A 24,477-nucleotide genomic window follows, 5' to 3' on the forward strand; every position below is an offset into this window, starting at 1 on the left:
CTTTGCGGCGCCGTCCTACAGCCCACGCCTGCTCCGGCTGACGTTGCTTGCGCACTGCAACAGGCAGCATGCGTGCCGTGCAGCGCAGGTCATGGGGATCGGCGCGCAAGGTCCATCAGGAGAATGTCATGAAGAAAGCACTGACCCTCGCACTCGCCGCATTGTTCGCCGCCGGCACCGCGTTCGCGCAGGTCGGCACTGCCGTGAAGGAAACCGGCAAGGCCACCGCCGAGACGGTCAAGCAGGGTGCCGAGAACGCCAAGGCCGCTGTGTCCGACCAGCCGGAGAAGACCGTGCACAAGGCCAAGGCGAAGGTCCACAAGGCCAAGGCCAAGCACCACCGCGAGAACGCGAAGGACGCGGCCAAGGACGCGACCCAGTAACCCGCGCTACAGACGCTACCGACGCACGCACGGGAGGCCGCCGCGTGGCCAAACGCACGCTGGCGAGCGCCTGGGCGAAGTCGTTCGAGCGCAGCCTCGGCGTGTGGACACGCGCCGGGCTCAACGCGGGCCTGAAGCAAAGCCGGCAGCAGATCGGCCAGGTGGCCAGCCATGTGGCGAAGGCGGCGGCCGCCAAGCACAAGCCGCCGCCCGGCCCCGGCGACTGGCTGCCCGGCGTGGCGGTCGGCCTGTCGGGCCTGCTGCGTTTCCACCTCTACCGGCCGCCGGGCCTGCACTACGCCGAGCGGGTGCCGGTGATGGTGATGCTGCACGGCTGCGGGCAAGACGCGCGCAGCTTCGCCGTCAGCACCCGCATGAACCGCGTGGCCGACCGTGAGCGCTTTCTCGTGCTCTACCCCGAGCAGGACCGCGTGGCCAACCCGCAGGGCTGCTGGAACTGGTTCGAGACGCGCTCGGGGCGGGCCTACAGCGAGGCGGCGCTCATCCTGAAGGCGATCGACCAGGTGGCCCTCTTCTACCCGGCCGACGTGACGCGGGTGGCGTTGTGCGGGCTCTCGGCCGGCGCGAGCATGGCGGTGCTGCTGGCCACGCGCCACCCGGCGCGCTTCAAGGCGGTGGTGATGCACTCGGGCGTGGCCCCGGGCTCGGCCGACTCCAGCGCTGCCGCGGTGCGCGCGATGCGCGGGCGGCAGATGCTCACGCCGCTGGCGGTGAGCGAGGTGCTGCCGCCGCTGATGGTGATCCACGGGGCGCACGACCGCGTGGTCTCGTCGCGCAACGCGAGCGCCACGGTCAACCTCTGGGCCGATGCGGCGGGTGCCACCGCGAGCGAATCGCGGCGGGTGCAACGCGGCCAGCGCCACGCGATGACGATCACCGAACACAAGCGCCGCAGCCGCGACGTGGCGTCGCTGGTGGAGGTCGACACGCTCGGCCATGCCTGGAGCGGCGGCGCCGCGAAGAAGCCCTACAGCGACAGCCGCGGGCCCGATGCGTCGCGCCTCGCCTGGGCGTTTGCGCAAAGGCAATTCCGCGCGTGAGCGAGGGTGGTCGCGCAGGGCGGCTCCTGCACAATGCCGGCGGCCTTCCAAGAAAGAGACTCGCATGCCCCCCGAAGACCGCCGCGCCCTGCGCGCCAAGCTCATCGCCGCCCGCCAGGCGCTGCCCGACCGTCTGGAGCGCGCCGTGCAACTGCAGCAGGTGCTGCGTGCGTGGCTCGTGAGCCGCAAGGAATCGACCATCGGCGCCTACTGGCCGATCAAGGGCGAGTTCGACCCGCTCCCCGCCCTCTACCGCTGGAGCGAAGGTGGGCCCGAAGGCTCGCCGCGCCGCATTGGCCTGCCCGTCACCGACAAACGCACCGGCGAGCTGCGTTTCCACGTGTGGTTCCCCGGCTGCGAGATGGAGCTCGACGCGCACGACATCCCCAAGCCCAAGGGCACCGACGAGTTCAGGCCCGGCCTGCTGCTGCTGCCCTGCGTGGGCTATGGCCCGGGCGGTGTGCGCCTCGGTTACGGCGGCGGCTTCTACGACCGCACCATCGAGAGCCTGAACCCGCGCCCGCTCACCATCGGCGTGGGCTACGCGCACGGCTTCCTGCCACTGCTGCGCGCCGAGCCCGACGACCTCACCGTCGACGTGATGCTCACCGAAGAAGGCGTGATGTGGCAGCGGCCCGGCACCTGAGCGGATGAAAAGTTTTTTCGGCTGTCGTGTCGATTCCCGGCCGGCCCGTGCGTCGTGTGATCAGAGCCACCCATTTCCAGCCCCGGCTCGCTCAACCAATCCACAGGAGAACGACATGCGCGTGATGGTGATCGTGAAGGCCAGCCCCGAGTCCGAAGCCGGCAAGATGCCGAGCACCGAGCTGCTCGCCGCGATGGGCGCCTACAACGAAGAGCTGGTCAAGGCCGGCATCATGAAGGGCGGCGACGGCCTGCATCCGAGTTCGCGCGGCAAGCGCGTGGCCTTCTCGGGCCAGAACCGCACGGTGATCGATGGCCCCTTCGCCGAGACCAAGGAGCTGATCGCCGGCTACTGGGTGTGGGAAGTGAAAGACATGGCCGAGGCCGTCGAGTGGGTCAAGCGCTGCCCCAACCCGATGGAGAGCGATTCCGAGATCGAGATCCGCCCGTTCTTCGAGGCGGCCGATTTCGGCGAGGCGATGACGCCCGAGCTGCACGCGCAGGAAGACCGCATCCGCCAGCAGCTGGGCGGCAACGCCGTCTGAGGCCCTGCCGCCTCAGAGGCGGGCGGCGTGTTCCTTGAGCTTGGCCGGCACGCTACCTGACAGGCCGACGGCGGCGCGGCTGGCCAGCATGCGCTGGAAGACGCCTTGCACCTCGAGCGCCTGCACGGCCTGCAATCGCGCCAGCCACTCGCTCGTGTCGCGCAGGCGGCCGAAGGTGAAGAGCTCCTGCGCCGCCACTTCCATGCGCTTGGCCGGCTGCTCGAGCGCCCGCAGGGCGCGCACGCTGATCTGGTTGCGCGCCCGCGCGAGGCCCTCGGGGTCGGCGCGGTCGGCGTGCTGGTGCAGCAGGCGGGCCACTTCGGTGATGAAGGCTTCGCCCTGCGCCGGCTCGGTGGCCGCGTCGATCACGAACTGGCCGGCCAGCGGCGTCACGTCGGCCGAGCAGCCCACCTGGTAGGCGAGGCCGCGCCGCTCGCGGATCTCGTCGAGCAGCGGTGAGCTCATGCCTTCGCCGAGCAGCGCGGCGGCGAGCACCCACGCGATGTGCGTGTCGTCGGCGAGCGAAGGCGCTTCGAAGCCGAGCACGATCTGGCACTGCGCGCTGCCGGAGAGCCGCCGCAGCTTCACGCCGCCGTGCCACACGGGCGCGGCCACGGTGTTGGGCTCGCCGCGCGGCATGTCGCCGAAGGCGCGCTCGGTGGCGGCCACGAGCGCGGCCTCGTCCACCGGCCCCGCGGCGGTCACCACCACGTTGCACGCGGTGTACTGCTGCTGCACGTAGGCCAGCAGGTCGTCGCGGGTGAAGCGCTTGATGTTGGCGCGGTTGCCGATCACCGGGCGGCCGGCGGCATGCTGGTCGCCGTAGCTGGCCTTGTCGAAGAGGTCGAAGGCGATGTTGACCGGGTCTTCCTCGAACTCGGTGAACTCGTGCTGGATCACCTGGCGCTCGCGCTCCAGTTCGTCGGCGGGGAAGGTGCTGTGGCGCACGATGTCGGCGATCTGCTCGATGAAGGTCGGCAGGTCGCGCGGCAGGCCTTCGATGTGGAAGGCGGTGTGGTCCTTGTCGGTGTGCGCGTTGACCTCGGCGCCCAGCGCTTCGGCATCGAGGTTGATGCGCTGGCAGTCGCGGCTTTGCGTGCCCTTGAAGGCCATGTGCTCGACCACGTGGCTGATGCCGTTCTGCAGCCGTGTCTCATGCAGGCTGCCGGTGCGCACGAAGACGCTCAGGCTCACCGTCTGCCGCCAGGGCATGGGGATGGCGACGATGCGCAGCCCGTTGGCGAGGGTGTGCAGGGCAGGGGTGGGAGCGGTGGACGAGGTCAAGGCGGGGCGTGGCCAGATGGGACAGGCCCCGATGATCTCAGGTCCCCGCTTCACCCGCGGGGCGCGAGGTTGGGCTCAGAAGCGGTAGCCCACGCCCACGCCGACCAGCAGCGGGTCGACCTTGAAGGTGCCGAGCGTCGTGCCGCCCGAGCTCACGTCGGTGCGGATCTGCACCTTCTTCACGTCGAAGTTGAGGTAGACGTTCTTCGCCACGGCAACGTCGAGGCCGGCCTGCACCGCGAGGCCGAAGCTGTTGCGCTCGATGTCCACGCCGGCCGGCAGCTTCACCGCCGAGAAGCGCGTGTAGTTCACGCCCGCGCCGAGGTAGGGCTTGACGGTGCCCAGCTGCGTGAAGTGGTACTGCACGGTGAGGGTGGGCGGCAGGTGCTTGAGCGAGCCGATCTCGGTGCCACCCGACTTGAGCGTGTGCTTCTGCGGGTAGGTGAGGATCAGCTCGGCGGCGATCTGCGGCGTGAAGAAGTAGCTCAGGTCGAGCTCGGGGATCACCTTGTTGTTGACGCTGAGGTCGAGGCCGGTGCTGTCCTTGTTGGCGCTGTCGAGGTGGACGGCGCGCAGGCGCACGAGGAACGGGCCGTCCTGGGCCTGGGCGGCGAGCGGGGTGGCGAGTGCGGTGGTGGCGGCGAGGGCGGCGAGAAGGGTCTTGTTCATGTTCATGGTTTGTTGTCTATCGTCTGCTGAGGGAGAGGTCCTCGTCGGTGATTTCAATGCCCCTACTCCTTGTGCATGTTGCGGTGCATCAATCGAGGCGGGCGCCGCGGTTTGCGGCAGGTCAAGAGACCTTCGATGTCACAGGACGGGTGGCCAAAACGTCTGAGCGATGAAGAATCGCGACGGCCGCTCGGTGGCACCCCGCTGCGCTGGCCGTGTCGCCCACCACGAGAACCTGCTCCGATGAACCCACGCCAAGCCGAAGACCCGACTGCCGTGTTCGCACGCCTGCGCCCGCGCTTGCAGGGCATCGCCTACCGCATGCTCGCGAGCGTGGCCGAGGCCGAAGAGGTGGTGCAAGACGCGTGGCTGCGCTGGCACGACGCGCAGGCGAGCCCGCCCGACAACGGCGAGGCCTGGCTCGTCACCGTGACCACGCGGCTGGCCATCGATCGCCTGCGCGCGACCAAGGTGGCCCGCGAGCATTACGCCGGCATGTGGCTGCCCGAACCGATGCTCACCGAAACGGCCGACAGCCCGCAGGACGTGCTGGAGCGCGCCGACGACCTCTCGGTCGCCTTCCTCATGCTGCTGGAGCGGCTGTCGCCGGAGGCGCGAGCGGCCTTCCTGCTGCGCGAGGTGTTCGACGTCGACTACCCCGAGGTCGCTCGCATGGTCGGCAAGGCCGAGCCGGCATGCCGGCAGCTGGTGAGCCGCGCGAAGAAGCAGCTCACCGAGGAGCGGCCGCGCTACCGCGTGACGCCCGACATGCACCACCGGCTGCTGAGCGGCTTCGCCCAGGCGATGACGTTGGGCGACTTCAGCGCCTTGCGCGCGATGCTCGCCGAAGGCGCCGAGCTGATCGGCGACGGCGGCGGCAAGGTGCTCGCCTTCCCGAAGCCACTGCAAGGCGGGCAACGCATCGCGCAGCTCTTCTACGCGGCGCACCGCAAGCTGCGGAATCGCCAGCGGGTGCAGCTCGTGCGGCTCAACGGCGAGTGGGGCCTGCTGCGCTTCATCGACGGGGTGCTCGAGTCGGCGCAGACCTACGAGACCGACGGCGAGCGCATCCTGCGCATCCGCGTGCAGCGCAACCCCGACAAGCTGGCGCGCATCGCGGCGGCTGTCACAAGCGCGGGCCCTGGTGCGTCTAGTGGGCATGGAGATCTTTCCATCGACCCACAGGAGTGATTCATGACCCAGCGCATCAACTACATGCAGCAATCGCCGGAACTCTTCAAGAAGTTCCTCGAGTTCAGCACCGCGGCCAAGGGTGGCGCGATCGAGGCGACGATCCAGCACCTGATCGAGATCCGCGCTTCGCAGATCAACGGCTGCGGCTTCTGCGTCGACATGCATGTGAAGCAGGCCACGCTCCACGGCGAACGCCCGCTGCGCCTGCACCACCTCGCGATCTGGCGCGAGTCGACCTTGTTCTCACCGCGCGAGCGGGCCGCACTCGCGTGGACCGAAGCGCTCACCACGCTGGGCCCGCACGGCGTCGACGACGCCACCTACGACAAGGTGCGCACGCAGCTGTCGGAGAAGGAGCTGTCGGACCTGAGCTTCCTCGTGATGGCGATCAACGGCTGGAACCGCATCAATGTCGGCTTCCGCGGCGTGCCGGGCTCGCACGACAAGGCGTTCGGGCTCGACAAGGCGGGGCTCGCCTGAGGCGTGTTCAGCGCAGCTTGGCCCAGAGCGTGTCGAACTGGGCCTGGAAGCTGCGCACGAGCCCGGGCTCGTTGGTGACGATGAGGTTCTCTTCGTTGTGCTCGCTGGCGCTGCGCGTCCAGTTGTAGCTGCCGTTGAGCAGCCAGGTCTCGTCGACGAGCGCGAACTTGTGGTGCATGTGGGCCGGGGTGCGGTCCACCGCCACCGGCACGCCGCGCTGGCGCAGCAGCGCGACGTCGCTGCCGGCGTCGAACTCCTTGTCGTTGTCGGTGATGAAGCGCAGCGCCACGCCGCGGCGGTGGGCGGCCAGCACCTCGTCGGTGATGCGGTCGTCGGAGAGCGTGAAGACGCACAGGTCGAGGTTGCGCCGGGCCGACCGGAGCTGCTGCACGATGGCCGAGAGGCAGGCGGTGCCAGGGCTGAAGTGCGCCTGCGAGCGCACGGTGCCCGCTGGCAGCCGGCCGACGTCGAGCGCCCGCATCACGCCTTCCAGCCACTTGAGCAGGCCCAGCTGGTCAGGGCTTTCGCTGCGCGAGCGCACCAGGTCGAAGGCGCGGTTGCGCAGCTGGCGCAGGCCGTCTTCCGGGGGCGACGCCTCGCGCAGCGCCTGGGTCAGCGAACGCTTTTCCTCGTCGCTCAGTCGTTCGTCGGCAATCGTGGCCTCGATCTCGCGCAGCAGCTCGTCCATCGTCGTCAGGCCTTGGGTTCTGGCTTCTTGCCGCGCTTCACGTCTTCGAGCGCGCGGCCCACGCGCTCCACCTCGTCGCGGATGGAGCTGTCGAGCTTGAGGCGATGTTCGGTGGCGCTGATCAGCGGCAGCATGATCTTGCGGTAGGTGACCGACAGCTCCAGCAGCGCCTCGGCCATGCGGCGGCCTTCGTCGTTGGGGGCTTCGGGCTTGAGCGTCTCGATCGCGCGCGACACGTCGAGCAGGGTGCTCGCGATGCGGGTGCTGCCGTCGGCGTCGTCGCCGCCGAGCTTGCGGCGGCGCACGTACTCGTCGCAGATGTCGCGGAAGCGTTGCCGCTCGGCCGGCGTCGGGTTGCCGATCAGGTGCGCGAGCTTGAGCAGGTTTTCCTCGGCGCCGGTGGTGAGCGTCTGGGCTTCGCCGCGGTAGTGGTCGCGCAGCAGCGCATCGAGCTCGTCGTCGCGCATCAGCGGCGTGATCTTGGCCGCGAGCTTGGTCATGTTGCGGTAGCTGCCCTGCAGCTTGAAGGCTGGCTCGGTGCGGTAGGCGTCTTGCTGCGCGGCCGACTCGATGTAGGCGAGATTGACCTTCAGCAGCAGGTCTCGTGCGCGGAAGAGCCGCTGCATCAGCGCGGTCAGCTCTTCCAGCTCGACCCCGCTGTAGCTGTGCGCAAAGCTGCTGCTCGCCACTTCGGCGCCGGCCGCGCGCTCGGCGAGCAGCTGCACGTCTTTCGGGTCGCGCGAGGCGAGCGGCAGCAGCGCCGGGTTGGCGGTGAGGCAGTTCTCCACGTAGGAGAGCGCGAAGAGCTGCTCGCGGCCGGAGAGCACGTCGCCCAGGTTGTAGATGTCGGCCCGGTTGGCCAGCATGTCGGGGATCTTGAAGACGTCGCCCGACTCGGTGTACGGGTTGCCCGCCATCACGATGGCGAAACGCTTGCCGCGCAGGTCGTGGCTGTGCGTCTCGCCGTCGATCACGCCTTCGATACGGCGCGTGCCGTCGGCGAGTGCGATGAACTTCTGCAGGAACTCGGGGTTGGTGTGCTGGATGTCGTCGAGGTACAGCATCACGTTGTTGCCCATCGCGAGGCCGAGGTTCAGCTTCTCGAGCTCTTGCCGGGCTGCGCTGTTGGGCGCGGTGGCGGGGTCGATGGCGGTGACGCCGTGGCCGAGCGCGGGGCAGTTGATGCGCACGAAGATGAGGCCGAGGCGGTCGGCCACGTACTCCATCAGCGTGGTCTTGCCGTAGCCCGGGGGCGAGATCAGCAGCAAGAGGCCCATGCGGTCGGTGCGGGCCTGGTCGCCGGCCGCGCCCAGCTGCTTGGCGAGGTTGTCGCCCACCAGCGGCAGGTAGACCTCGTCGATCAGCCGGTTGCGCACGAAGCTCGACAGCGGCTTGGCCTGGAACTGGCCGAGGCGCAGGCGCGCCTTCTCCTGCGCCAGCACTTCGTGGCGCAAGGCCTGCAGCGCGTTGAACGCGGGCAGGTCGTGCGCCTGGTGGTGCAGGAAGCGGCGCCAGAAGTCGTTGAGGTTGAGCGACAGGCTTCCGTCGACGATGCGCGGGTGCTCGCCGAGCAGGCCGGTGAGCGTGGCATCGAGCGTGGCGTTGATGCGCTGGCGGGCGGCGGGCAGGGCGAGCAGGCTGGCGGCATCGTCGGCCCAGGTGAGGGCCGCGGGCGCTTGGGTCTGCGCATAGGCGCGGGCCCATTGGCGGGCCAGGCGCCAGCGCTCGGGCGGCGTGGCGGCGTCGAGGTCGCGCTGCCAGTCGGCGAGGCGGCCGTTGCGCTCCAGCTCGCGGTGCAGGGCGGTGGCGAGGTCTTCGCCCGCACCCGACACCACCCAGCTCTCCGCCCCTCGCTCAGCGGCGAGCTGGCGCACGAGATACGCCGCAGACTGCGCGCACAGGGTGCGCAGGTGCTCGTCGCCTGGCCCGGTCAGGTCAGGCGAGAACTCGGCGGCGAAGGCCTGCAGGGCGGTGGCGGTCTCGGCTTCCAGGTCCTGCATCGGCTCGCGCACTGCGAAGAGCTGCTGCATCTGCCACGCGGCGCGGGCACGGCGCTGCAGGGATTCGCGCTCCGATGAGAAGCGGCTGTGGTGCCAGTAGAGCGCCGCCAGCGCACGCTCGGTGGGGCCGTAGGCCAGCAGGCCGGCCTGGGACTGCATCGTGGCCAGCGTGGCGAAGAGGCGCGCGGCATCGTCGTCGTGCACGCCTTTCTGGTAGCCCTCTTGATAGCGCGGGGCGGCGTAGCGCCGGGTGTGGTCGAGCAGTGCGGCCTGGCCCTCGGGGCCTTCGGCCAGGCGTTTCTGCACCTCGTGCCAGGTGAGGTCGCCGCGGCCTTCGAGGCTGTCTTGCAGCATCAGGCCGGCGAGGTATTCGGCGCGTGAAAGCGCGGGCGTCTCGGAGGCGAGCGACTGCTGCCACGCGGCCGAGCGGGTGTCGAGCCGCGGGTCTTTCACCGGCGCGTGGTAGTCGGTGCCGGTCAGGTGGAAGAGGGGCTGGCCATCGTGCACGACGAGGGTCAGGTCCAGCGGCTGCCGGTTGACGGTGAAGGCATGCCGGCCCAGGCGCAGCGTGTGGCCGCCATCGGCCACCAGCTCGCGCTTGTCGCGCACGCTGCGCAGGGCCTGGTCTTGCGCGGTCTTGAGCTTCGTGGCCAGGTCGTCGGCGGCCACGGCGGCGCCGAGCGCACGCAGGTCGTCGATGAGCTTGCGCAGCTTGGCGATCAGGGCGTCGGCCGCGAAATAGCTGTGGACCTCGGTGAGCTCGTTGAGCTGCGCCAGCCGGCGGGGAATGCCATCGAGGATGCGCTCGGCCGCCGCGCCCATCGCCTGCGCCCGGCCCTGGCGTGCGTCGACGAGGCTCTGCCGGCGCGACGAGAGCGCTTCGTACACCGCCTCGCGCTTGGCGGCGATGTCGGCGAGGAAGCCTTCCTGCTCGGCGAAGCGGCCTTCGAGTTCTTCCAGTTGCGCCATCAGGCGGGTGAGCGCGTCGTCGCACTTCTCGGGCGTGTCAGCGAACTCGAGCGCGTTTTCCACCGCTTGACCGAAGAGCTTGAACTGCGCGCCGAACTCGGCGGTGGCCTCGGCGGTGCCGAGCGCCTTGCGGCGGTTGCGGGCATCGGCGCGCAGCCGGTTGATGTCGGTGTAGAGCGCCGAGATGCGGTCGAGGATGGCGGTGCGGGTGACGGCATCGCCGCCGGGCAGGTTGCCGAGCTGTTCGGTGAGCAGGTCCAGGCCTTGCGCCTGGGTGTCGAGCGCGTCGAGCAGCTGGGCCAGCATCGGCGTGGTGCTGGCGGCGGGCAGCTCGGCGGCGAGCTTGTTGAGCGCCTCGCGCTGGCCGTCGAAGGCGTTGTCGGCGGCGAGGAAGCGCATGGCGCGCTCGCCCACACGCTGCTGCTCGGCCTGCAGCTCCTCGTCCATCGCGGCGATGCGCGGCAGGTCGGCGTAGCGCAGCTCCTTGAGCATCTGCAACTTGCCGCGCTGCTCGCGCAGGCGGGTGAGGGCGCCCACGAAGTCGCTCGGCTGGCGCCACAGCGTGCTGGCGATGTCGGTGCCCAGCGCCCGCTGCTCGGCCTCGGCCTGTGCGAGTGCCCGCGCCGTTTCACGCCGGATGGCGTCGACCTTCTCGAACTCGGCGAGCGTGGCGCGCGAGGCCTCGGTGATCTGCTTCAGCTGTCCTTGCAGGCCGCCCGCTTCGGGCGCATCGAGCCAGAAGTAGGCATCGGCCACACGCGTGCACTGGCGGATCAGGTCTTCATACGCCGCCTTGGTCGGCGCCTGCTCGCGCACCGCACGCGCGATGCCCATCAGCTCGGCCACGCCACGCACCAGCTCCGCATTGCCGATGCGGCCGTAGAAGCCGCTCGCCACCGGCTGCGCGCTCGCATGCTCTTCGCTGGCGAAGGGCGTTTGCCACAGCTGCATCGGGTGCACGCGGGTGGGCTCGCCGCGCTCGTCCTGGAACACGAGCACACGGCCGTCGTCGAAGCGCGCGTAGCCGTTGGCGACGATGGGCGTGCTGAGCGTCTTGTTGATGAGGTTGTAGCTGAAGAGCGCGTACTGGCCGGAACCTGGCTGGTAGAAAACGTAGAGCACGTCTTCGCCGTTGGGCGAGCGCAGCATGCGCTTGAAGCGCAGCGCGCTCACCATGTCGTGTGGCAGGTCGAAACGTTTGTGTTCGCCCGACTGCAGGTAGTAGCCGCCCGGGAAGAGGATGCCGTGATCCTCGGGCAGCTGGATGCAGCTGCCGCCGATGGCATCGATGCGCTCCACGCCTTGCGTGCGGGTGTTGAACACCAGGTGCCGCACCGTGGTCTCGCGGTACGGGCGGATGCGCAGCAGGATCAGGAGGCCGAGCTTCGCGTAGGACACCTCGGCATCGGTGAGCGACTGCGTGCGGTCGTCGACCGGCTCGCTGTAGACGCCCAGGCCCGTCTCGGTGTTGTTTTCGACCTTGACGGTGAGGTCGCCGCCCACCGTCTCGACGAACACCGTGTCGAGGATGTTGATGTGCGGGTGCTTGCCGCCCACGTGGTGCTCGCGGGTGGTGGGCGTCCACTCGAAGTCGTGGCTGGCGGGCAGGGCGATGTCGCGCTCGCCGCGGTTGTCGGTGTAGCGCACCGAGCCGTCGCGTTCGATGTGCCAGCGGAAGACGCGCACGTCGTGGAGTTGCTGGCCGATCTGGAACGCGGCGAGCAGCTTGTCTTGTGTGACACGCAGCTGCAGCAACGTCGCTTGCTTGTAGTACGAATAGAGCTCGCGGAAGTCGGACAGGAAACGCGGGTCATCGAGGAAGCTGCCGGCCAGCGGCACGGCGGCCAGCTCGTCGCTGCCCTCGGCGGGCAGGCGGTACAGCGCGAACACGTCGCCGACCGCCGTTTCCTTGCGCAGCCCGATGAAGACGTTGTAGCCGAACACCAGCAGGTCGCCGATGCGCACGATGTCGCGCGCCACGCAGTTGTTCTCGGTGCGCGCGCGGGTGCGCAGGATGAGCGCCTGCTCGGACTGGCCGAACTCTTCCAGCCGCGCGGCGTTGAGCGACTGCGTCTGCGCGAGCAGCGTGTCGCCCAGCGTGGCGAGGCGCTTCTTGAGCAGCTCGTAGCTGCCGCTGTCGGCCACCATCTGCTCGGTGGTGGCGTCCGTGGGGTCGGGTGCGTGCATCGTGCGTCGGGGTCGTGCGGCTTACCAGCCGGCGCGCAGCAGGGCGTGCAGTTCTTCGCGTTGGGGTTGCGTTGCGAGCCAGGCGCGGATGCGGTCGATCTCGTCCATGCAGGCATCGCCGTGACGGGCGCGCAGGGCGGCTTCGCGCTGGCGGTCGACTTCCTCGTCGCGCAGCTGGCGTTGCCAGGCGTCGGTCAACACGTTGCGCAGGCGGCCGGCCAGGCCCAGGTCGGCCAGGGCTTTCCACTCGTCACGGTCGAACCACACCAGTTGGCAGGGCGAGCAGCGGTCGATCCAGAACTCGAGCTCGGTGCTCGGGCGGTAGCGCTGCATCAGGCGGGCGCAGTTGGGGCAGGCGCGCACGCGCGAGTCGGCGTCGTCGTCCTGCAGCAGGGCGATGGTGTCGCTCGCCAATGGCTGCGGCGAGCGCACGCGCCAACGGCGGTAGTCGTCGAGCTTCAGGGCGGTGCCCTCGCAGGCCTCGCATTGCAGGGCTTGCAGCTCGTCGGCCAGCTCGATGGCGGCGAAGTCGGTGGAAGCGGCGGCGCAGCCGCAGCGCAGGTTCATCATCTCGGTCTCCCTCCGTGGCCTGCGCTCAGACGCGCAGGCCTTGCATCAGGTTTTGCAGCGCCGTCTTCTGGGTTTCGCTGCCTTCCTTCATCACCTTGGCGACGAAGGCGGCGACGCTCAGGTTCTGCAGCTCGCCGGTGGAGTTACCAAGCGCCCCGACGATGTCGCGCAGATCGCCGACCACGTCGCGCTTGCCGGCGAGCTGGTCCTTGAACGCGACCTGCAGCGTGTTGCTCTTGGCGATGGTGCCGTCGATGTTCTTGCCCACCGAGATGGCATTGACGAAGCGCTCGAAGTAGTCGCCCTGGCCGCCGACGATGTCGATGTTGGCCTTGGCGAGCGCGGTGCCGAGTACCTCGGCCTGCTCTTTCGCGATGTGCGTCTGCGCGTCGATGCCCTTGAGCGTCTCGGTGTGCGCCATCTCCAGGCGCATGCGGTATTCCTCGTGGGCGCGGGTCTCGGGGCCCATCGCCTTCATCGCCTCGAATTTCTCGCGCAGGCCCTTGGCCTCGGCGTTGAACTTCGCTTCCACCACCTGCGCGTCGGCCTGGCCGGCCTTGAGCGCGGCGTCGGCATCGGCGGCGCGCACCGCCACTTCGGCCAGGCCGAGCTTTTCCTTGCCCTGCGCTTCCGCTTCAAACTTGGCACGCAAGCCGGTGGCCTGCGCCAGCGCATCGGCTTCGACGGCGCTGGCCTTCGCCTGACCTTGCGCCTGGATCACGCTGGCTTGCGCCTGGCCGGTCTTGAGCACGGCATCGGCCTTGGCCAGCTCGACCTTGGCGTCGACCATGCCCTGCTTCTCACGCGCATCGGCGGAAGCGAGTTGCACCTTGGCACTGGCGAGGCCCGGCGCGGCGGTGATGGCTTCCAGGCCTTCGGCTTCGCGCTTCTTCGCTTCGGCTTCGCGCTCGGCGACCTTGAGCTTGGCTTCCGACAGCGTGAGCTCTTCGGTCGCCTTGTGGCGAGCGCGGCGCTCCTGCGCTTCGGCGGCCTTCACCTCGATGACCAGCTTCTCTTCGGCCTGGCCCTCGGCCATGATGATGGTCGACTTCTTGGTGCGGTCGGCCTCGGCCACCACACGCACGTCCTTGATGGCCTCTTCCTGCTCGGCCACCGTGCGCTCGACGACGATGCGCTCGCGGATCACGTCGGCGATCGCCTTCTTCTGCACCTCGACGGCCTTGTCTTTCTCGATGCGCTGCAGCGTCACTTCCTTCTCGCGGTCGACCACTTCCAGCTCGCGGGCGCGGATCACCTTTTCCTCTTCGATGGCGACGGCGCGCTTGCGGTTGTTCTCGGCAACTTCCTTCTCGCGCTGCACGTTTTCCTGCTGCACCGAGACGGCCTGCAGCGCCTGCAGGCGGGCCAGCTCCGACTTGGTCTTTTCCTCGGCCTGCACCTTGGCGGTCTCGGCCTCTTCACGGGCGCGCACAGACGCCACTTCGCGTGCCTGGCGGGCGGCGGCGTCGGCCTGTTGGCGTTCGAGTTCGAGCAGGGCTTCCTGCGTCTCGACGTCCTTCTTCTTGATCTGCATCTCCTCGTTGCGGCGCAGCTCGTTGGTGCGCACATGCTCGGTCGCCGTCAGTTCGGTGATCTTCTTGATGCCCTGGGCGTCGAGGATGTTGTTGCTGTCGAGCTTGCCGATGGGCGTCTGCTCCAGGTAGTCGATGGCGGCGTCGTCGAGGCGGTAGCCCGAGAGGTCTTCGCCGATCGCACGCAGGATGCGCTCGCGGAAGTTGGCGCGGTCTTGATAGAGGTCGACGAACTCCATCTGCTTGCCGACCGACTTCAACGCTTCGGAGAACTTGGCGGAGAAGAGTTCCTCGATGGTGTCCTGGCTGGAGGCGCGCTCGCAGCCGATGCTCTGCGCCACCTTCAGCACGTCACCGGCGATGTTGTTCACCCGCACGAAGAACTTCACCTTGATGTCGGCGCGGATGTTGTCCTTGCAGATGAGGCCCTGCTGGCCCGAGCGGTCGATCTCGATGGTCTTCACCGAGATGTCCATCAGCTCGGCCTTGTGGATGATGGGGTAGACCATGCGGCCCGTGAACGTGACGTCGGGCTCGGCGCGCAAGGTGTTGACGATCAGCGCGTAGCCCTGCTCCACCTTGCGGTAGAACTTGGCGAACAGCGCGAACAGCACCAGCAGAAAGAAGGCCAGCAAGCCGACGGCGATGTAGATGGGTGTCATGAGCTCTCCCTAGACGACACAAACAAGCGACACAAACAAGCGACACAGACAGACAACAGGAAATCGAGACGAGGTGGTTCAGAGTTCGGGTTCGATGAGGAACCGCTCGCCCGCCGCGTCGTACTCGGCGAGGCGCGCGTTCGACCCCTTGGTCAAGGTGTTGGGGCTTCGCGCCCAGACCTTCACGTTGAGGCCGGCGCCGCGGCGCTTGACCTCGGCGTAGCCGAACTGCTCGTCCACGGTCGACGTGGTGACGACGCAGGGCTGGCCCACCAGGCCGCCGTTCGACACGGCGTTGTGGGTGACGAAGAGCTTGCGCGTGGGGCGCAGCAGGCGGGCGGTGATGGGCAGCGCGAGCGCGAAGCTGCCGAGCAGCACGCCGGTGCCGGCCACGAAGCCGAGCAGGGCGGTGGGCACCAGCGGCAGCAGCCACATGCCCGCGAGGCAGCTCAGCGTCCACGAGGCGAGCACCAGCAGGCTGACGACGATGGAGAAGGGCACGCCGTCGAGGCCGAAGGCGATCACGAAGCCGGCCAGCGACCCGATGTCGTTGACGGCGCCGTCGACCTGCAGGTCGAGGTCGAACCCGGAGGAGTCGAAATCGACCAGGCCGACGAGGGCCAGCACCCAATAGAACAGCACCGCGCCCAGCAACGCGGTGTAGATCGCCGTGGGGTAGCTGGTCACGGCATCGAAGAAGCTTCCCATTTCCCTCCTCCAGTTCAGGCCTGCGCCGGGCCGCTATTTGCGGCGCTTATGGGCGTGGGCGAATGCAATCAACTCGGCGGTCACCTTTTCCTTGATGGTCAGGCGCTCTTCCGGCGGCACACCATAGCGCATGCCCAGCACTTCGTAGTCGGCCGCACTCAGCGACACCGTGAGCCGGGGCCGCTTGGGCCGCGTGGCGGTCGGCAGGTCGAGCAGCTTGCGGATCTGGTCGGACGTCGACAGGTCGTTGTGAAACGCCGCCGTGCGCACCGCGCTCAGCACCGCCTCTTCCACGTCGAAGGCCACCTGGACGGCGCGGATCGCATCGTCCGAGCTCGACCAGCGTGCCGGCTTGCGCTGCACTGTCATTCGGCCGTCTTCGCGCCGGCGGCCTGGCGGGCGCGGATGCGCTCCATCGCCTTGCGCGCACGGTCGCTGCCGTCGCCGATGCCGGCTGCGGCGAGCTTCTTTTCGAGCGCGCTGTGGCCGATCTCGCTTTCGAGCTGCTCGGCGGCGGTCATGCGGTCGGCGAGGTCTTCGTGGCGCTGCTTGATGCGCTCGAGCGACTGGCGTGCGCTCACGAGCTTGCCGCCGCTGCTGCCGATGCTGTCGGAAATCGATTGCGTGGCGCGGTACACGCTCTCGGTGGTCTTGGCCATGGCAAGCTGGCGCTCGTGCTCTCGCACGCGGGCCTCGGCGGTCTTGATCAGCTCCTTGAGCTTGACCACCTGCACGGCGTAGGCGGCGTGGGCCTGGGTCTGGGACTCGAGCTCCTGCTCGATCGACGCAACCTTGCCGGCCACTTCCTCGGCCAGCCCTTCGTGCGACTTGTCGAGCGCTTCGACGGCCAGCGTCTCGAAGCGCGCCACTTCGGACTTCAGGCGCTCGATCTCGCGGGCGCTCTGCATCTCTTTCGCCATCACGAGCGTGAGGTCGCCGCGCGCCTGCTCGATGTTGTGGCGGGCGTCGCTGATCTCCTGCTCATAGATGCGGGTGGCGTTGGCATCGACCACGCTCTCACCGATCTCGCGCACGCTGCCGCGCAGCAGCGTGACCATCTTCTTGATGACGGACATGGGGGTCTCCTTCTCGAACGAGTCAGATGAGGAAGTCGGACAGCGCGTCGAGTGCGTCCAGGGCGTTGTCGCTCAGCACGGCCACGTCTTTCGCGACGTCTTCGACACGCGCGTCACGCGACAGCGCGCCGCTCAGCACGTAGCGGTCACCGATGCGCCCGAAGGACGACAGCGGCACCGAGGGGTTGAGGTCGAGCAAGGTGCCGAGCAGATCGGTTCGGCGCTCGGGGTGCACCTCGGCATCGGTCCAGAGGTAGCACATGCACAGCACTTGCGAGTCGGAACTCGTGATGAAGATGGGCAGCTCTTCGCGCCCTTCGATGCTGACCTGGATCACCGGCACCTCGCCCGGGATCGGTTGCAGCTGCACCTGCAGCCCGCCCATGGCGAGGCTGGTCAGGGCGTCGAGCCCACGCAGTTGGTCGGCAAGTGGTTTCATGTCTCCTCTCGTCGCCGATCAGGTCGATCGGTGACGGAAGAGTAGGGTGTGCCGACATAACATGTCAACTACCCCCGATGGGGGAGTTGCTGGCCTCGGCGCCCAGCTGGCGCTATGGGCGTCTTACGCGAGCAGCCCGAGCCGCCGGCAGATCTCCAGCGGCGCGACCGACTGGTTCATCGTGTAGAGGTGCAGCCCCGGCACGCCGCCGGCGATGAGCCTCTCGCACAGCGAGGTCACCACGTCGAGGCCGAAGGCCTTGATCGACTCGGTGTCGTCGCCGAAGGCTTGCAGGCGCAGGCGGATCCAGCGTGGGATCTCGGCGCCGGAGTTGTCGGCGAAGCGGATGATGCCGGCCGAGTTGGTGATGGGCATGATGCCGGGCACCACCGGGATGTCGGCGCCGGCCTTGCGGGCGTCGTCGACGAATCGGAAGTACGCGTCGGCGTTGAAGAAGAACTGCGTGATCGACGAGTTGGCACCGGCGTGCACCTTGGCGAGGTAGGCGTTGAGGTCGTCTTGCGGCGAGCGGGCCTGCGGGTGCATCTCGGGGTAGGACGCCACTTCGATGTGGAAGTGCTGGTCGGTCGCTTCGCGGATGAAGGCGATCAGATCGCTGGCGTAGCGGAACTCACCGAAGCCGCCATAGCCGCTCGGCAGGTCGCCCCGGAGCGCCACGATGCGCTTGATGCCCGCGGCCTTGAACTGCTCGATCTTCTGCAGCACCGACTCGCGGTTGGCGCCGATGCAGGTGAAGTGCGAGGCCGCGTCCACGCCCTCGGCGAGGATGGCCTGCACCGCGGCGAGCGTGCCGTCTTGCGTGGAGCCGCCCGCGCCGTAGGTGACGGAGCAGAACTGCGGCTTCAACGCGTAGAGCTTCTGGCGCACGACGGCCAGCTTCTCCACGCCTTCGGGTGTCTTGGGAGGGAAGAATTCCAGGCTGATTGGAAGTCTCTTCATCATCTGGTCCTTGTCAGGCGGGCTGCTTGGCCCACACGAAGAATTCGGTGTTGCCATTGCCGCCCTGGATGGGGCTCCGGAAGTACTGCTGCACCTTCAAGCCCTGTGCCTTGCAGGCCTGCCACAGGCGGTTTTCCACTTCGACGAAATGCGCCGGGTCTTTCACGATGCCGCCCTTGCCGATCTGCGCGGGCTGCAACTCGAACTGCGGTTTGACCAGCAGCAGCAGGTCGCCACCGGGCTTCAAGTACTTCACCATCGTCGGCAAGACGTGCGTGGAGGTGATGAACGACAGGTCGGCGGTGACGAAGTCGAAGCTGTGCTCGGCGTGTGCGGCGGCGAACGCGCTGCCCGCCACGTCGCGGCCGTTCACACCTTCATAGGCTTCCACGCGTGCGTCGGCGGCGAGCTTCGGGTGCAACTGGCCGTGGCCCACGTCGAGGCCCACCACCTTCACCGCGCCGCCTTGCAGCAGCGCATCCGTGAAGCCGCCGGTGCTCTGGCCGAGGTCGAGGCAGGTCCTGCCCGTCACGTCGATGCCGCAGTGCTTCAAGGCCCCTTCGAGCTTCAACCCACCGCGCGACACGAAGCGCAGCTCCGCGTCGTCGGTGATCTCCATCTCGCAGTCTTCGGGCACGTCGAGGCCCGCCTTGTTCACCACGGCCCAGCCCTTGGGGCCGAGCCAGCGCACGGCATTGCGCTCGATCAACCGTTGCGCGGCCGACCGGGTGGGCACGAGTCCCCGTTGAAGGATCAACTGGTCGGCGCGCATCGTGATCAGTAGCGGTACGTGTCGGGCTTGTAGGGCCCTTGCTTCGGCACGCCGATGTACGCGGCCTGCTCATCGGTCAGCTCGGTGAGCTGAGCGTTCAGCGTGGTCAGTTGCAGACGGGCGACCTTCTCGTCGAGGTGCTTGGGCAGCACGTAGACCTTGCCGATGTCATACGAGTCGGGGTGCGTGAAGAGCTCGATCTGCGCGATGGTCTGATTGGCGAAGCTGGAGCTCATCACGTAGCTCGGATGGCCCGTGCCGCAGCCGAGGTTCACCAGGCGGCCCTTGGCGAGCAGGATGATGCGCTTGCCGTCGGGGAAGATCACGTGGTCGACCTGCGGCTTGATCTCTTCCCACTCGTACTTCTCGAGCGACGCGACCTGGATCTCGTTGTCGAAGTGGCCGATGTTGCACACGATGGCGTTGTTCTTCATCGCCTTCATGTGGTCGTGGGTGATGACGTCCTTGTTGCCGGTCGTGGTGACGAAGATGTCGGCCTTGTCGGCGGCCCAGTCCATCGTGACCACGCGGTAGCCTTCCATGCAGGCCTGCAGGGCGTTGATCGGGTCGATCTCGGTGACCCACACCTGGGCGCTCAGGGCACGCAGCGCTTGGGCCGAGCCCTTGCCCACGTCGCCGTAACCGGCCACCACGGCGATCTTGCCGGCGACCATCACGTCGGTCGCGCGCTTGATGCCGTCGACCAGCGACTCGCGGCAGCCGTAGAGGTTGTCGAACTTGCTCTTGGTGACGCTGTCGTTGACGTTGATGGCGCGGAAGGGCAGGGTGCCCTTGGCACTCATTTCCTTCAGGCGGTGCACGCCGGTGGTGGTCTCTTCGGTCACGCCGATGATCTGGGCCGACTTGCGGGTGTACCAGCTCGGGTCTTCTGCCAGCTTGGCCTTGATCGAGGCGAAGAGGCAGGTCTCTTCTTCGTTCGTCGGGTTGGCGATCACCGACGGGTCCTTCTCGGCCTTCTTGCCGAGGATCATCAAGAGCGTCGCATCGCCACCATCGTCGAGGATCATGTTCGGGCCTTCGGTGGCCGAGCCCTTGGGGCCGAACTCGAAGATGCGGTGGGTGAAGTCCCAGTATTCGGTGAGCGTCTCGCCCTTGTGCGCGAAGACGGGGGTGCCGGCGGCCACGAGCGCGGCAGCGGCGTGGTCTTGCGTCGAGAAGATGTTGCACGAGGCCCAGCGCACTTCGGCGCCGAGCGCTTGCAGCGTCTCGACGAGCACGGCGGTCTGGATGGTCATGTGCAGCGAGCCGGTGACGCGCGCGCCCTTGAGCGGCTGGGTCTTGGCGTATTCGGCGCGGATGGCCATCAGCGCCGGCATCTCGCTCTCGGCGATCTTGATTTCCTTGCGGCCCCAGTCGGCAAGCGAGAGGTCGCGGACGGCGTGGTCTTGGGTGGGTTTGAGGACGGCGTTCATGTCGGGCTCCGGTCAATGAGGAAACCCGCACGCGGCACTCAGGGGAAGGGGGACGTTCACCACTCACCCACGAGGACTGTCGTGCGGGTGAGCGCGGTTGCAGATGAATTTCCGAGCCTGGGGCACACGCTCTGGTGACAGAAGGTGCCTTGCAACGCTCCTCGGAAAGTGGCGGGATTGTAGTTCAGGGTGGCGCGAACGCCAGGCCTCCCACCACCACGATCCGGTGCTCCGTCACGGGAGCGGCGTGTTCAGCGTGTGCGCTCCAGGATGCTCACGTAGCTGGCCACCGCCGCACCGCCCATGTTGAACACGCCGGCCAAGCTGGCGCCGGGCACCTGCAGTTCGCCCGCTTCGTCGCACAACTGCATGGCCGAGACCACGTGCATCGACACGCCGGTGGCGCCGATGGGGTGGCCCTTGGCCTTGAGGCCGCCCGAGGCGTTGACGGGCAGGCGCCCGCCGCGCATCACCACGCCTTCTTCGAGCAGGCGGTGGCCCTGGCCGGTGGGCGCGAGGCCCATCGCTTCGTAGCTCAGCAGCTCGGCGATGGTGAAGCAGTCGTGCACCTCGGCGAGCGAGAGGTCGTGCACGCCGCAGCGTGCGGCATCGAGCGCCTGCTGCCAGGCGCGGCGCGGGCCTTCGAAGCTGACGGTGTCGCGGCGGGCGAGCGGCAGGTAGTCGTTGACCTGCGCCCGCGCGCGCATCGACACCGCACGGGTGAAGTCACCGGCGAGCGAATCGTCGACCAGCACCAGCGCCGCGGCTCCGTCGGAGACGAGCGAGCAGTCGGTCTTGCGCAGCGGTGCGGCGATGAGCGGGTTCTTCTCGCTCACGGTGTTGCAGAACTCGAAGCCCAGGTCGCGCCGCATGTGCGCCCAGGGGTTGGCCACGCCATTGGCGTGGTTCTTGGCGGCGATGCGCGCGAGCGTGGCCGAGTGGTCGCCGTGCCGCGCGAAGTAGGCCTGCGCGAGTGTCGCAAAGATGCCGGGGAAGCCGCCGGCCGGCGCGTCGACTTCCGCCGAGTAGGCGCATTGGCCGAGGATGCGCGTGGTGTCGGCGCCCGACACCGCCGTCATCTTTTCGGCGCCGATCACCAGCGCCACGCGCGCGCGGCCGGCCTCGATCGCATCGCACGCCGCATACACCGCGGCCGAGCCCGAGGCGCAGGCGTTTTCGAGCCGGGTGGCGGGTTTCCAGCGCAGCGCGTCGTCGGCCTGCAGCGCGAGCGACGAGGCGAACACGTCGGGCGTGAAGCCGCCGTTGAGGTTGCCGAGCCAGAGGCCGTCGACCGCATCGCCGCCGAGGCCGGCGTGGGCGAGGGCCTCGCGCGCGGCGCGGGTGATGAGGTCTTCGAGCGAGAGGCCGTCCAAGCGGCCGAACGGGAGGTGGGACCAGCCCACGATGGAGACGCTCACGGCGGGCTCCTCGAACAGTTGCAATGAGCCGCATGGTGGGGCGCCGGCCGCGGCGGCAACAGTCGACTGAATACGCCAGGGTTTTCCCTTGGCTTTGTCTTCGGGCGCGGGTGACGCCCCGGTGACATGCGGGGGTAAACCGATCGGTGTACTCTTCGCCGGCAACCACTGGAGACCGACCCATGACCCACCTTCGCGCGCTGGGGCCTGCGCTGCCGATCCTTGTCGGCGCCTCGCTGATGTTGAGCCTCAGCATGGGCTTGCGACAGAGCCTGGGCATCTTCATGCCGCCGCTCACCAAGGACGTGGGCATCTCCGTCTCCGACTTCACCCTGGCCGTGGCGGTGCAGAACCTCGCCTGGGGCTTCTTGCAGCCCTGGGCCGGCGCGGTGGCCACGAAGCTCGGCTACAAGCGGCTGATGCTCGCCGGCTCGCTGCTCTACATCGTGGGCCTGGTGCTGCTGGCCACGGCGCAGGGCTTCGTCAGCGTGCTGCTCGGGGCCGGCGTGGCGATCGGCGCCTCGATGGCGCTCACCGGGCCGGCGTTTGCGATGGCGGTGGCCTCGCGGGCGGTGTCGGCGGCGGTGCGCAGCTCGGTGCTGGGCATCGTGTCGGCGGCGGGCTCGCTCGGCGCGCTGATGGCCGCGCCGCTCGGGCAGGCGCTGGCGCAGGCCTCGGGCTGGCGCGTGGGGCTTTATGGATTCATCGTGCTGTCGCTCGTCATCCTGCCGGCGGCCTGGTACGCCGGACGGGCCGATGCGATGCCGGTGCCGCCCTCGCCTGGCGGCGACGACAAGAGTGCCGGTGACGTGGTGAAGGGCGCGCTGCGCCACCCGCCCTTCGTCGTGATGACGGCGGCGTATTTCGTCTGCGGCATGCAGCTCATCTTCCTCACCACGCACCTGCCCTCGTACCTGGCGCTGTGCGGCATGGACCCGATGCTCAGCGCGCAGGCGCTCGGCGTGATCGGCGGCTTCAACGTGCTGGGCAGCCTCTTCTTCGGGTGGGCCGGCGGGCGCTGGAACAAGCTCCTGCTGCTCGGTGGCATCTACGTGCTGCGCTCCATCGGCATCGCGTGGTACTTCATGACCGCGCCCACGCCGGGCAGCACGCTGCTCTTCGCCGCGATCATGGGTTTCCTGTGGCTTGGGGTCGGGCCGCTCGTGGCCGGCTCGATCAGCGAGACCTTCGGCGTGCGCTGGCAGGCCATGCTCGGCGGCGTGGCCTTCATGAGCCACCAGATCGGCAGCTTCGTCGGCGCCTATGGCGGTGGGCTCATCTACGACGCGCTCGGCTCGTACACGCTGGCCTGGCAGATCGGCGTGGGCATCGGCCTGGTGGCAGGCCTCGTGCAATGCGCTTTTGCGCTGGCGCGGCCACCCGAGCCTCGCACGCCGGTGCCGGTGCCCGCATGAAGACAGCTGCCCCTGCGGTGCCGATGAAGGACCGCATCCTTGACGCTGCCGACCGCCTGTTCTACGGCCAGGGCATCCAGGCCGCGGGTGTCGACGCGGTGGCCCATGAAGCCGGCATCAGCAAACGCACGCTCTACAAGCACTACCCGAGCAAGGACGAGCTGGTCGCCGCCTACCTGTCGCGCCGCACCGGCCAGGCCATTCCGTTCGAGGGCGCTCCGGCAGCGCAGCTTCTGGGGCTTTTCGACGGGCTGGAACGGCTCTTCGCCAGCAAGAGTTACCGCGGCTGCGCCTTCGTGAACGCCGTGGCAGAGCTGAGCGGCGAGCGGGAGCATCCGGCGGTGGTCGTGGCCTGCGAGCACAAGGCGCGCCGGCTGGCGCAGGCGCAGGCGCTGCTCCAGTCGCTGAAGGCCAAGGACCCGCTGCTTCTGGCCGAGCAGATCATGGTGCTGTTCGAGGGGGCGGTGGCCGTCTCGATGGTGCGCGGCGGCGACCCGCAGGTGGCGCGGTCGGCGCGCGAGGCGGCCCGGGTGCTGCTGCGCAACGCCGGCGTGGCGGTCGATGACCTTGGGCGAGACTCCGCACGATGAACCCCATTCCTTCCCGCCCCTGGCCTGAGTTGCCCGCCGAGCACGCCCGCTCGGTGCTGGGCGTGCTCACCGACATCGACGACACGCTCACCACGACCGGCGCCATCACCAGTGACGCCCTGCGTGCGCTGCACGACCTGCAGGCCGCCGGCATCCCGGTCATTGCCATCACCGGCCGGCCGATGGGCTGGAGCGAGCCTTTTGCGCGCCAATGGCCCATCGCCGCCATCGTGGCCGAGAACGGCGCGGTGGCGCTCTTTCGCGAAGGCCACGAGCTGCGCATCGAGTACGCGCAAGACGCCGCCACCCGCGAGCACAACGCGCGCCGCCTGCGCGAAGTGGCGGCTCGCGTGTTGCGAGAAGTGCCCGGGGCGACGCTCGCGCAAGACAGCGCCGGCCGTGTCACCGACATCGCCATCGACCACAGCGAGTTCGCGCAGCTCGACCCCGCACGCATCGAGCAAGTGGTGGCGCTGATGCGTGACGAGGGCATGACGGCCACGGTCAGCTCCATCCACATCAACGGCTGGTTCGGCGAGCACACCAAGCTCTCGGGGGCTCGCTGGATCGTGCAGCGGCTCCTGCAGCGCGATCTCGACGCCGAACACGCCCGCTGGGTCTACGTGGGCGACTCCACCAACGACCAGCTGATGTTTGCCCACTTCCCCTTGAGCGTGGGCGTGGCCAATCTCGTGCACTTCCGCGACCAGCTGCGCACCTGGCCGGCCTACCTCACGGTGGGCGAGCGGGGCGAGGGTTTTGCGCAGGTGGCGCAGGCGCTGTTGGCGGCCCGTTGA

At 68.5% G+C, this 24,477-nt stretch carries 22 protein-coding genes and 1 riboswitch; of the genes, 8 read left to right on the forward strand and 14 right to left on the reverse strand.

Annotated features, from left to right (window positions below; translation table 11 throughout):
• Positions 1 to 91: 91 nt before the first annotated feature.
• The 3 genes from KF892_19485 to KF892_19495 all read left to right on the forward strand — a co-directional run bounded on the left by KF892_19485 (position 92) and on the right by KF892_19495 (position 2,634).
• Positions 92 to 1,444: a prolyl oligopeptidase family serine peptidase gene (locus tag KF892_19485; GenBank protein MBX3627207.1), complete on the forward strand. Its 1,353-nt coding sequence runs from the start codon at positions 92 to 94 to the stop codon at positions 1,442 to 1,444.
• 64 nt (positions 1,445 to 1,508) lie between these two features.
• On the forward strand, positions 1,509 to 2,090 hold the full coding sequence (locus tag KF892_19490) for a 5-formyltetrahydrofolate cyclo-ligase (protein ID MBX3627208.1): 582 nt from the start codon (positions 1,509 to 1,511) through the stop codon (positions 2,088 to 2,090).
• A 115-nt stretch (positions 2,091 to 2,205) separates the two neighbouring features.
• A complete protein-coding gene (locus KF892_19495) occupies positions 2,206 to 2,634 on the forward strand; it encodes a YciI family protein (protein MBX3627209.1) in 429 nt (142 codons plus the stop codon).
• 12 nt (positions 2,635 to 2,646) lie between these two features.
• Here the strand turns inward: KF892_19495 and KF892_19500 are convergent, their stop codons facing one another.
• The gene (locus tag KF892_19500; GenBank protein ID MBX3627210.1) at positions 2,647 to 3,846 is read right to left on the reverse strand and encodes an insulinase family protein; all 1,200 of its coding nucleotides are present in this window, start codon (positions 3,844 to 3,846) and stop codon (positions 2,647 to 2,649) included.
• Positions 3,847 to 3,993: 147 nt separating this feature from the next.
• Positions 3,994 to 4,587, reverse strand: coding sequence for an OmpW family protein (locus tag KF892_19505; protein MBX3627211.1), 594 nt, complete (start codon positions 4,585 to 4,587; stop codon positions 3,994 to 3,996).
• Positions 4,588 to 4,830: 243 nt separating this feature from the next.
• Between KF892_19505 and KF892_19510 the strand changes: the two genes are divergently transcribed.
• Together KF892_19510 and KF892_19515 are read left to right on the forward strand one after the other, a co-directional pair.
• Positions 4,831 to 5,778, forward strand: coding sequence for an RNA polymerase sigma-70 factor (locus KF892_19510; GenBank protein ID MBX3627212.1), 948 nt, complete (start codon positions 4,831 to 4,833; stop codon positions 5,776 to 5,778).
• A gap of 3 nt (positions 5,779 to 5,781) precedes the next feature.
• Positions 5,782 to 6,261, forward strand: coding sequence for a carboxymuconolactone decarboxylase family protein (locus KF892_19515; protein MBX3627213.1), 480 nt, complete (start codon positions 5,782 to 5,784; stop codon positions 6,259 to 6,261).
• A 7-nt stretch (positions 6,262 to 6,268) separates the two neighbouring features.
• Here KF892_19515 and KF892_19520 read toward each other — a convergent pair whose 3' ends face one another.
• The 12 genes from KF892_19520 to KF892_19575 form a co-directional block, all read right to left on the reverse strand.
• On the reverse strand, positions 6,269 to 6,949 hold the full coding sequence (locus tag KF892_19520) for a nuclease (protein ID MBX3627214.1): 681 nt from the start codon (positions 6,947 to 6,949) through the stop codon (positions 6,269 to 6,271).
• A gap of 5 nt (positions 6,950 to 6,954) precedes the next feature.
• The gene (locus KF892_19525) at positions 6,955 to 12,105 is read right to left on the reverse strand and encodes a DNA repair ATPase (protein ID MBX3627215.1); all 5,151 of its coding nucleotides are present in this window, start codon (positions 12,103 to 12,105) and stop codon (positions 6,955 to 6,957) included.
• A gap of 21 nt (positions 12,106 to 12,126) precedes the next feature.
• Complete coding sequence (locus KF892_19530) at positions 12,127 to 12,675, reverse strand: hypothetical protein (GenBank protein ID MBX3627216.1); 549 nt, start codon at positions 12,673 to 12,675, stop codon at positions 12,127 to 12,129.
• Positions 12,676 to 12,700: 25 nt separating this feature from the next.
• A complete protein-coding gene (locus tag KF892_19535) occupies positions 12,701 to 14,869 on the reverse strand; it encodes a hypothetical protein (GenBank protein MBX3627217.1) in 2,169 nt (722 codons plus the stop codon).
• 78 nt (positions 14,870 to 14,947) lie between these two features.
• Positions 14,948 to 15,577 (reverse strand): ubiquinone biosynthesis protein, encoded by a 630-nt coding sequence (locus KF892_19540; protein ID MBX3627218.1) that lies wholly within the window; start codon positions 15,575 to 15,577, stop codon positions 14,948 to 14,950.
• Between the two features lie 33 nt (positions 15,578 to 15,610).
• The gene (locus KF892_19545; GenBank protein ID MBX3627219.1) at positions 15,611 to 15,946 is read right to left on the reverse strand and encodes a hypothetical protein; all 336 of its coding nucleotides are present in this window, start codon (positions 15,944 to 15,946) and stop codon (positions 15,611 to 15,613) included.
• The gene (locus KF892_19550; protein MBX3627220.1) at positions 15,943 to 16,653 is read right to left on the reverse strand and encodes a PspA/IM30 family protein; all 711 of its coding nucleotides are present in this window, start codon (positions 16,651 to 16,653) and stop codon (positions 15,943 to 15,945) included. The genes KF892_19545 and KF892_19550 overlap by 4 nt, the downstream gene beginning before the upstream one ends.
• A gap of 22 nt (positions 16,654 to 16,675) precedes the next feature.
• Positions 16,676 to 17,092 carry a DUF2170 family protein gene (locus tag KF892_19555; protein ID MBX3627221.1) on the reverse strand — a complete coding sequence of 139 codons (417 nt, stop codon included), beginning with the start codon at positions 17,090 to 17,092 and terminating at the stop codon, positions 16,676 to 16,678.
• Between the two features lie 123 nt (positions 17,093 to 17,215).
• Positions 17,216 to 18,055 carry a methylenetetrahydrofolate reductase [NAD(P)H] gene (metF, locus tag KF892_19560; protein MBX3627222.1) on the reverse strand — a complete coding sequence of 280 codons (840 nt, stop codon included), beginning with the start codon at positions 18,053 to 18,055 and terminating at the stop codon, positions 17,216 to 17,218.
• Positions 18,056 to 18,065: 10 nt separating this feature from the next.
• Positions 18,066 to 18,824 carry a TlyA family RNA methyltransferase gene (locus KF892_19565; protein MBX3627223.1) on the reverse strand — a complete coding sequence of 253 codons (759 nt, stop codon included), beginning with the start codon at positions 18,822 to 18,824 and terminating at the stop codon, positions 18,066 to 18,068.
• Positions 18,825 to 18,829: 5 nt separating this feature from the next.
• A complete protein-coding gene (ahcY, locus tag KF892_19570; GenBank protein ID MBX3627224.1) occupies positions 18,830 to 20,257 on the reverse strand; it encodes an adenosylhomocysteinase in 1,428 nt (475 codons plus the stop codon).
• 82 nt (positions 20,258 to 20,339) lie between these two features.
• Positions 20,340 to 20,426, reverse strand: a riboswitch (S-adenosyl-L-homocysteine riboswitch).
• 82 nt (positions 20,427 to 20,508) lie between these two features.
• Positions 20,509 to 21,675 carry an acetyl-CoA acetyltransferase gene (locus tag KF892_19575; GenBank protein MBX3627225.1) on the reverse strand — a complete coding sequence of 389 codons (1,167 nt, stop codon included), beginning with the start codon at positions 21,673 to 21,675 and terminating at the stop codon, positions 20,509 to 20,511.
• Between the two features lie 239 nt (positions 21,676 to 21,914).
• On the opposite strand from KF892_19575, the gene KF892_19580 reads away from it, so the two are divergent.
• Genes KF892_19580 through KF892_19590 form a run of 3 tightly spaced genes read left to right on the forward strand, consistent with a single transcriptional unit; the run spans position 21,915 to position 24,477 of the window.
• On the forward strand, positions 21,915 to 23,090 hold the full coding sequence (locus KF892_19580; GenBank protein MBX3627226.1) for an MFS transporter: 1,176 nt from the start codon (positions 21,915 to 21,917) through the stop codon (positions 23,088 to 23,090).
• Positions 23,087 to 23,680, forward strand: coding sequence for a TetR/AcrR family transcriptional regulator (locus tag KF892_19585; protein MBX3627227.1), 594 nt, complete (start codon positions 23,087 to 23,089; stop codon positions 23,678 to 23,680). The genes KF892_19580 and KF892_19585 overlap by 4 nt, the downstream gene beginning before the upstream one ends.
• Positions 23,677 to 24,477, forward strand: coding sequence for an HAD-IIB family hydrolase (locus KF892_19590; protein ID MBX3627228.1), 801 nt, complete (start codon positions 23,677 to 23,679; stop codon positions 24,475 to 24,477). The genes KF892_19585 and KF892_19590 overlap by 4 nt, the downstream gene beginning before the upstream one ends.

The sequence above is a fragment of the Rhizobacter sp. genome (assembly GCA_019635355.1).
In the GTDB taxonomy this organism is placed as follows: domain Bacteria; phylum Pseudomonadota; class Gammaproteobacteria; order Burkholderiales; family Burkholderiaceae_C; genus Rhizobacter.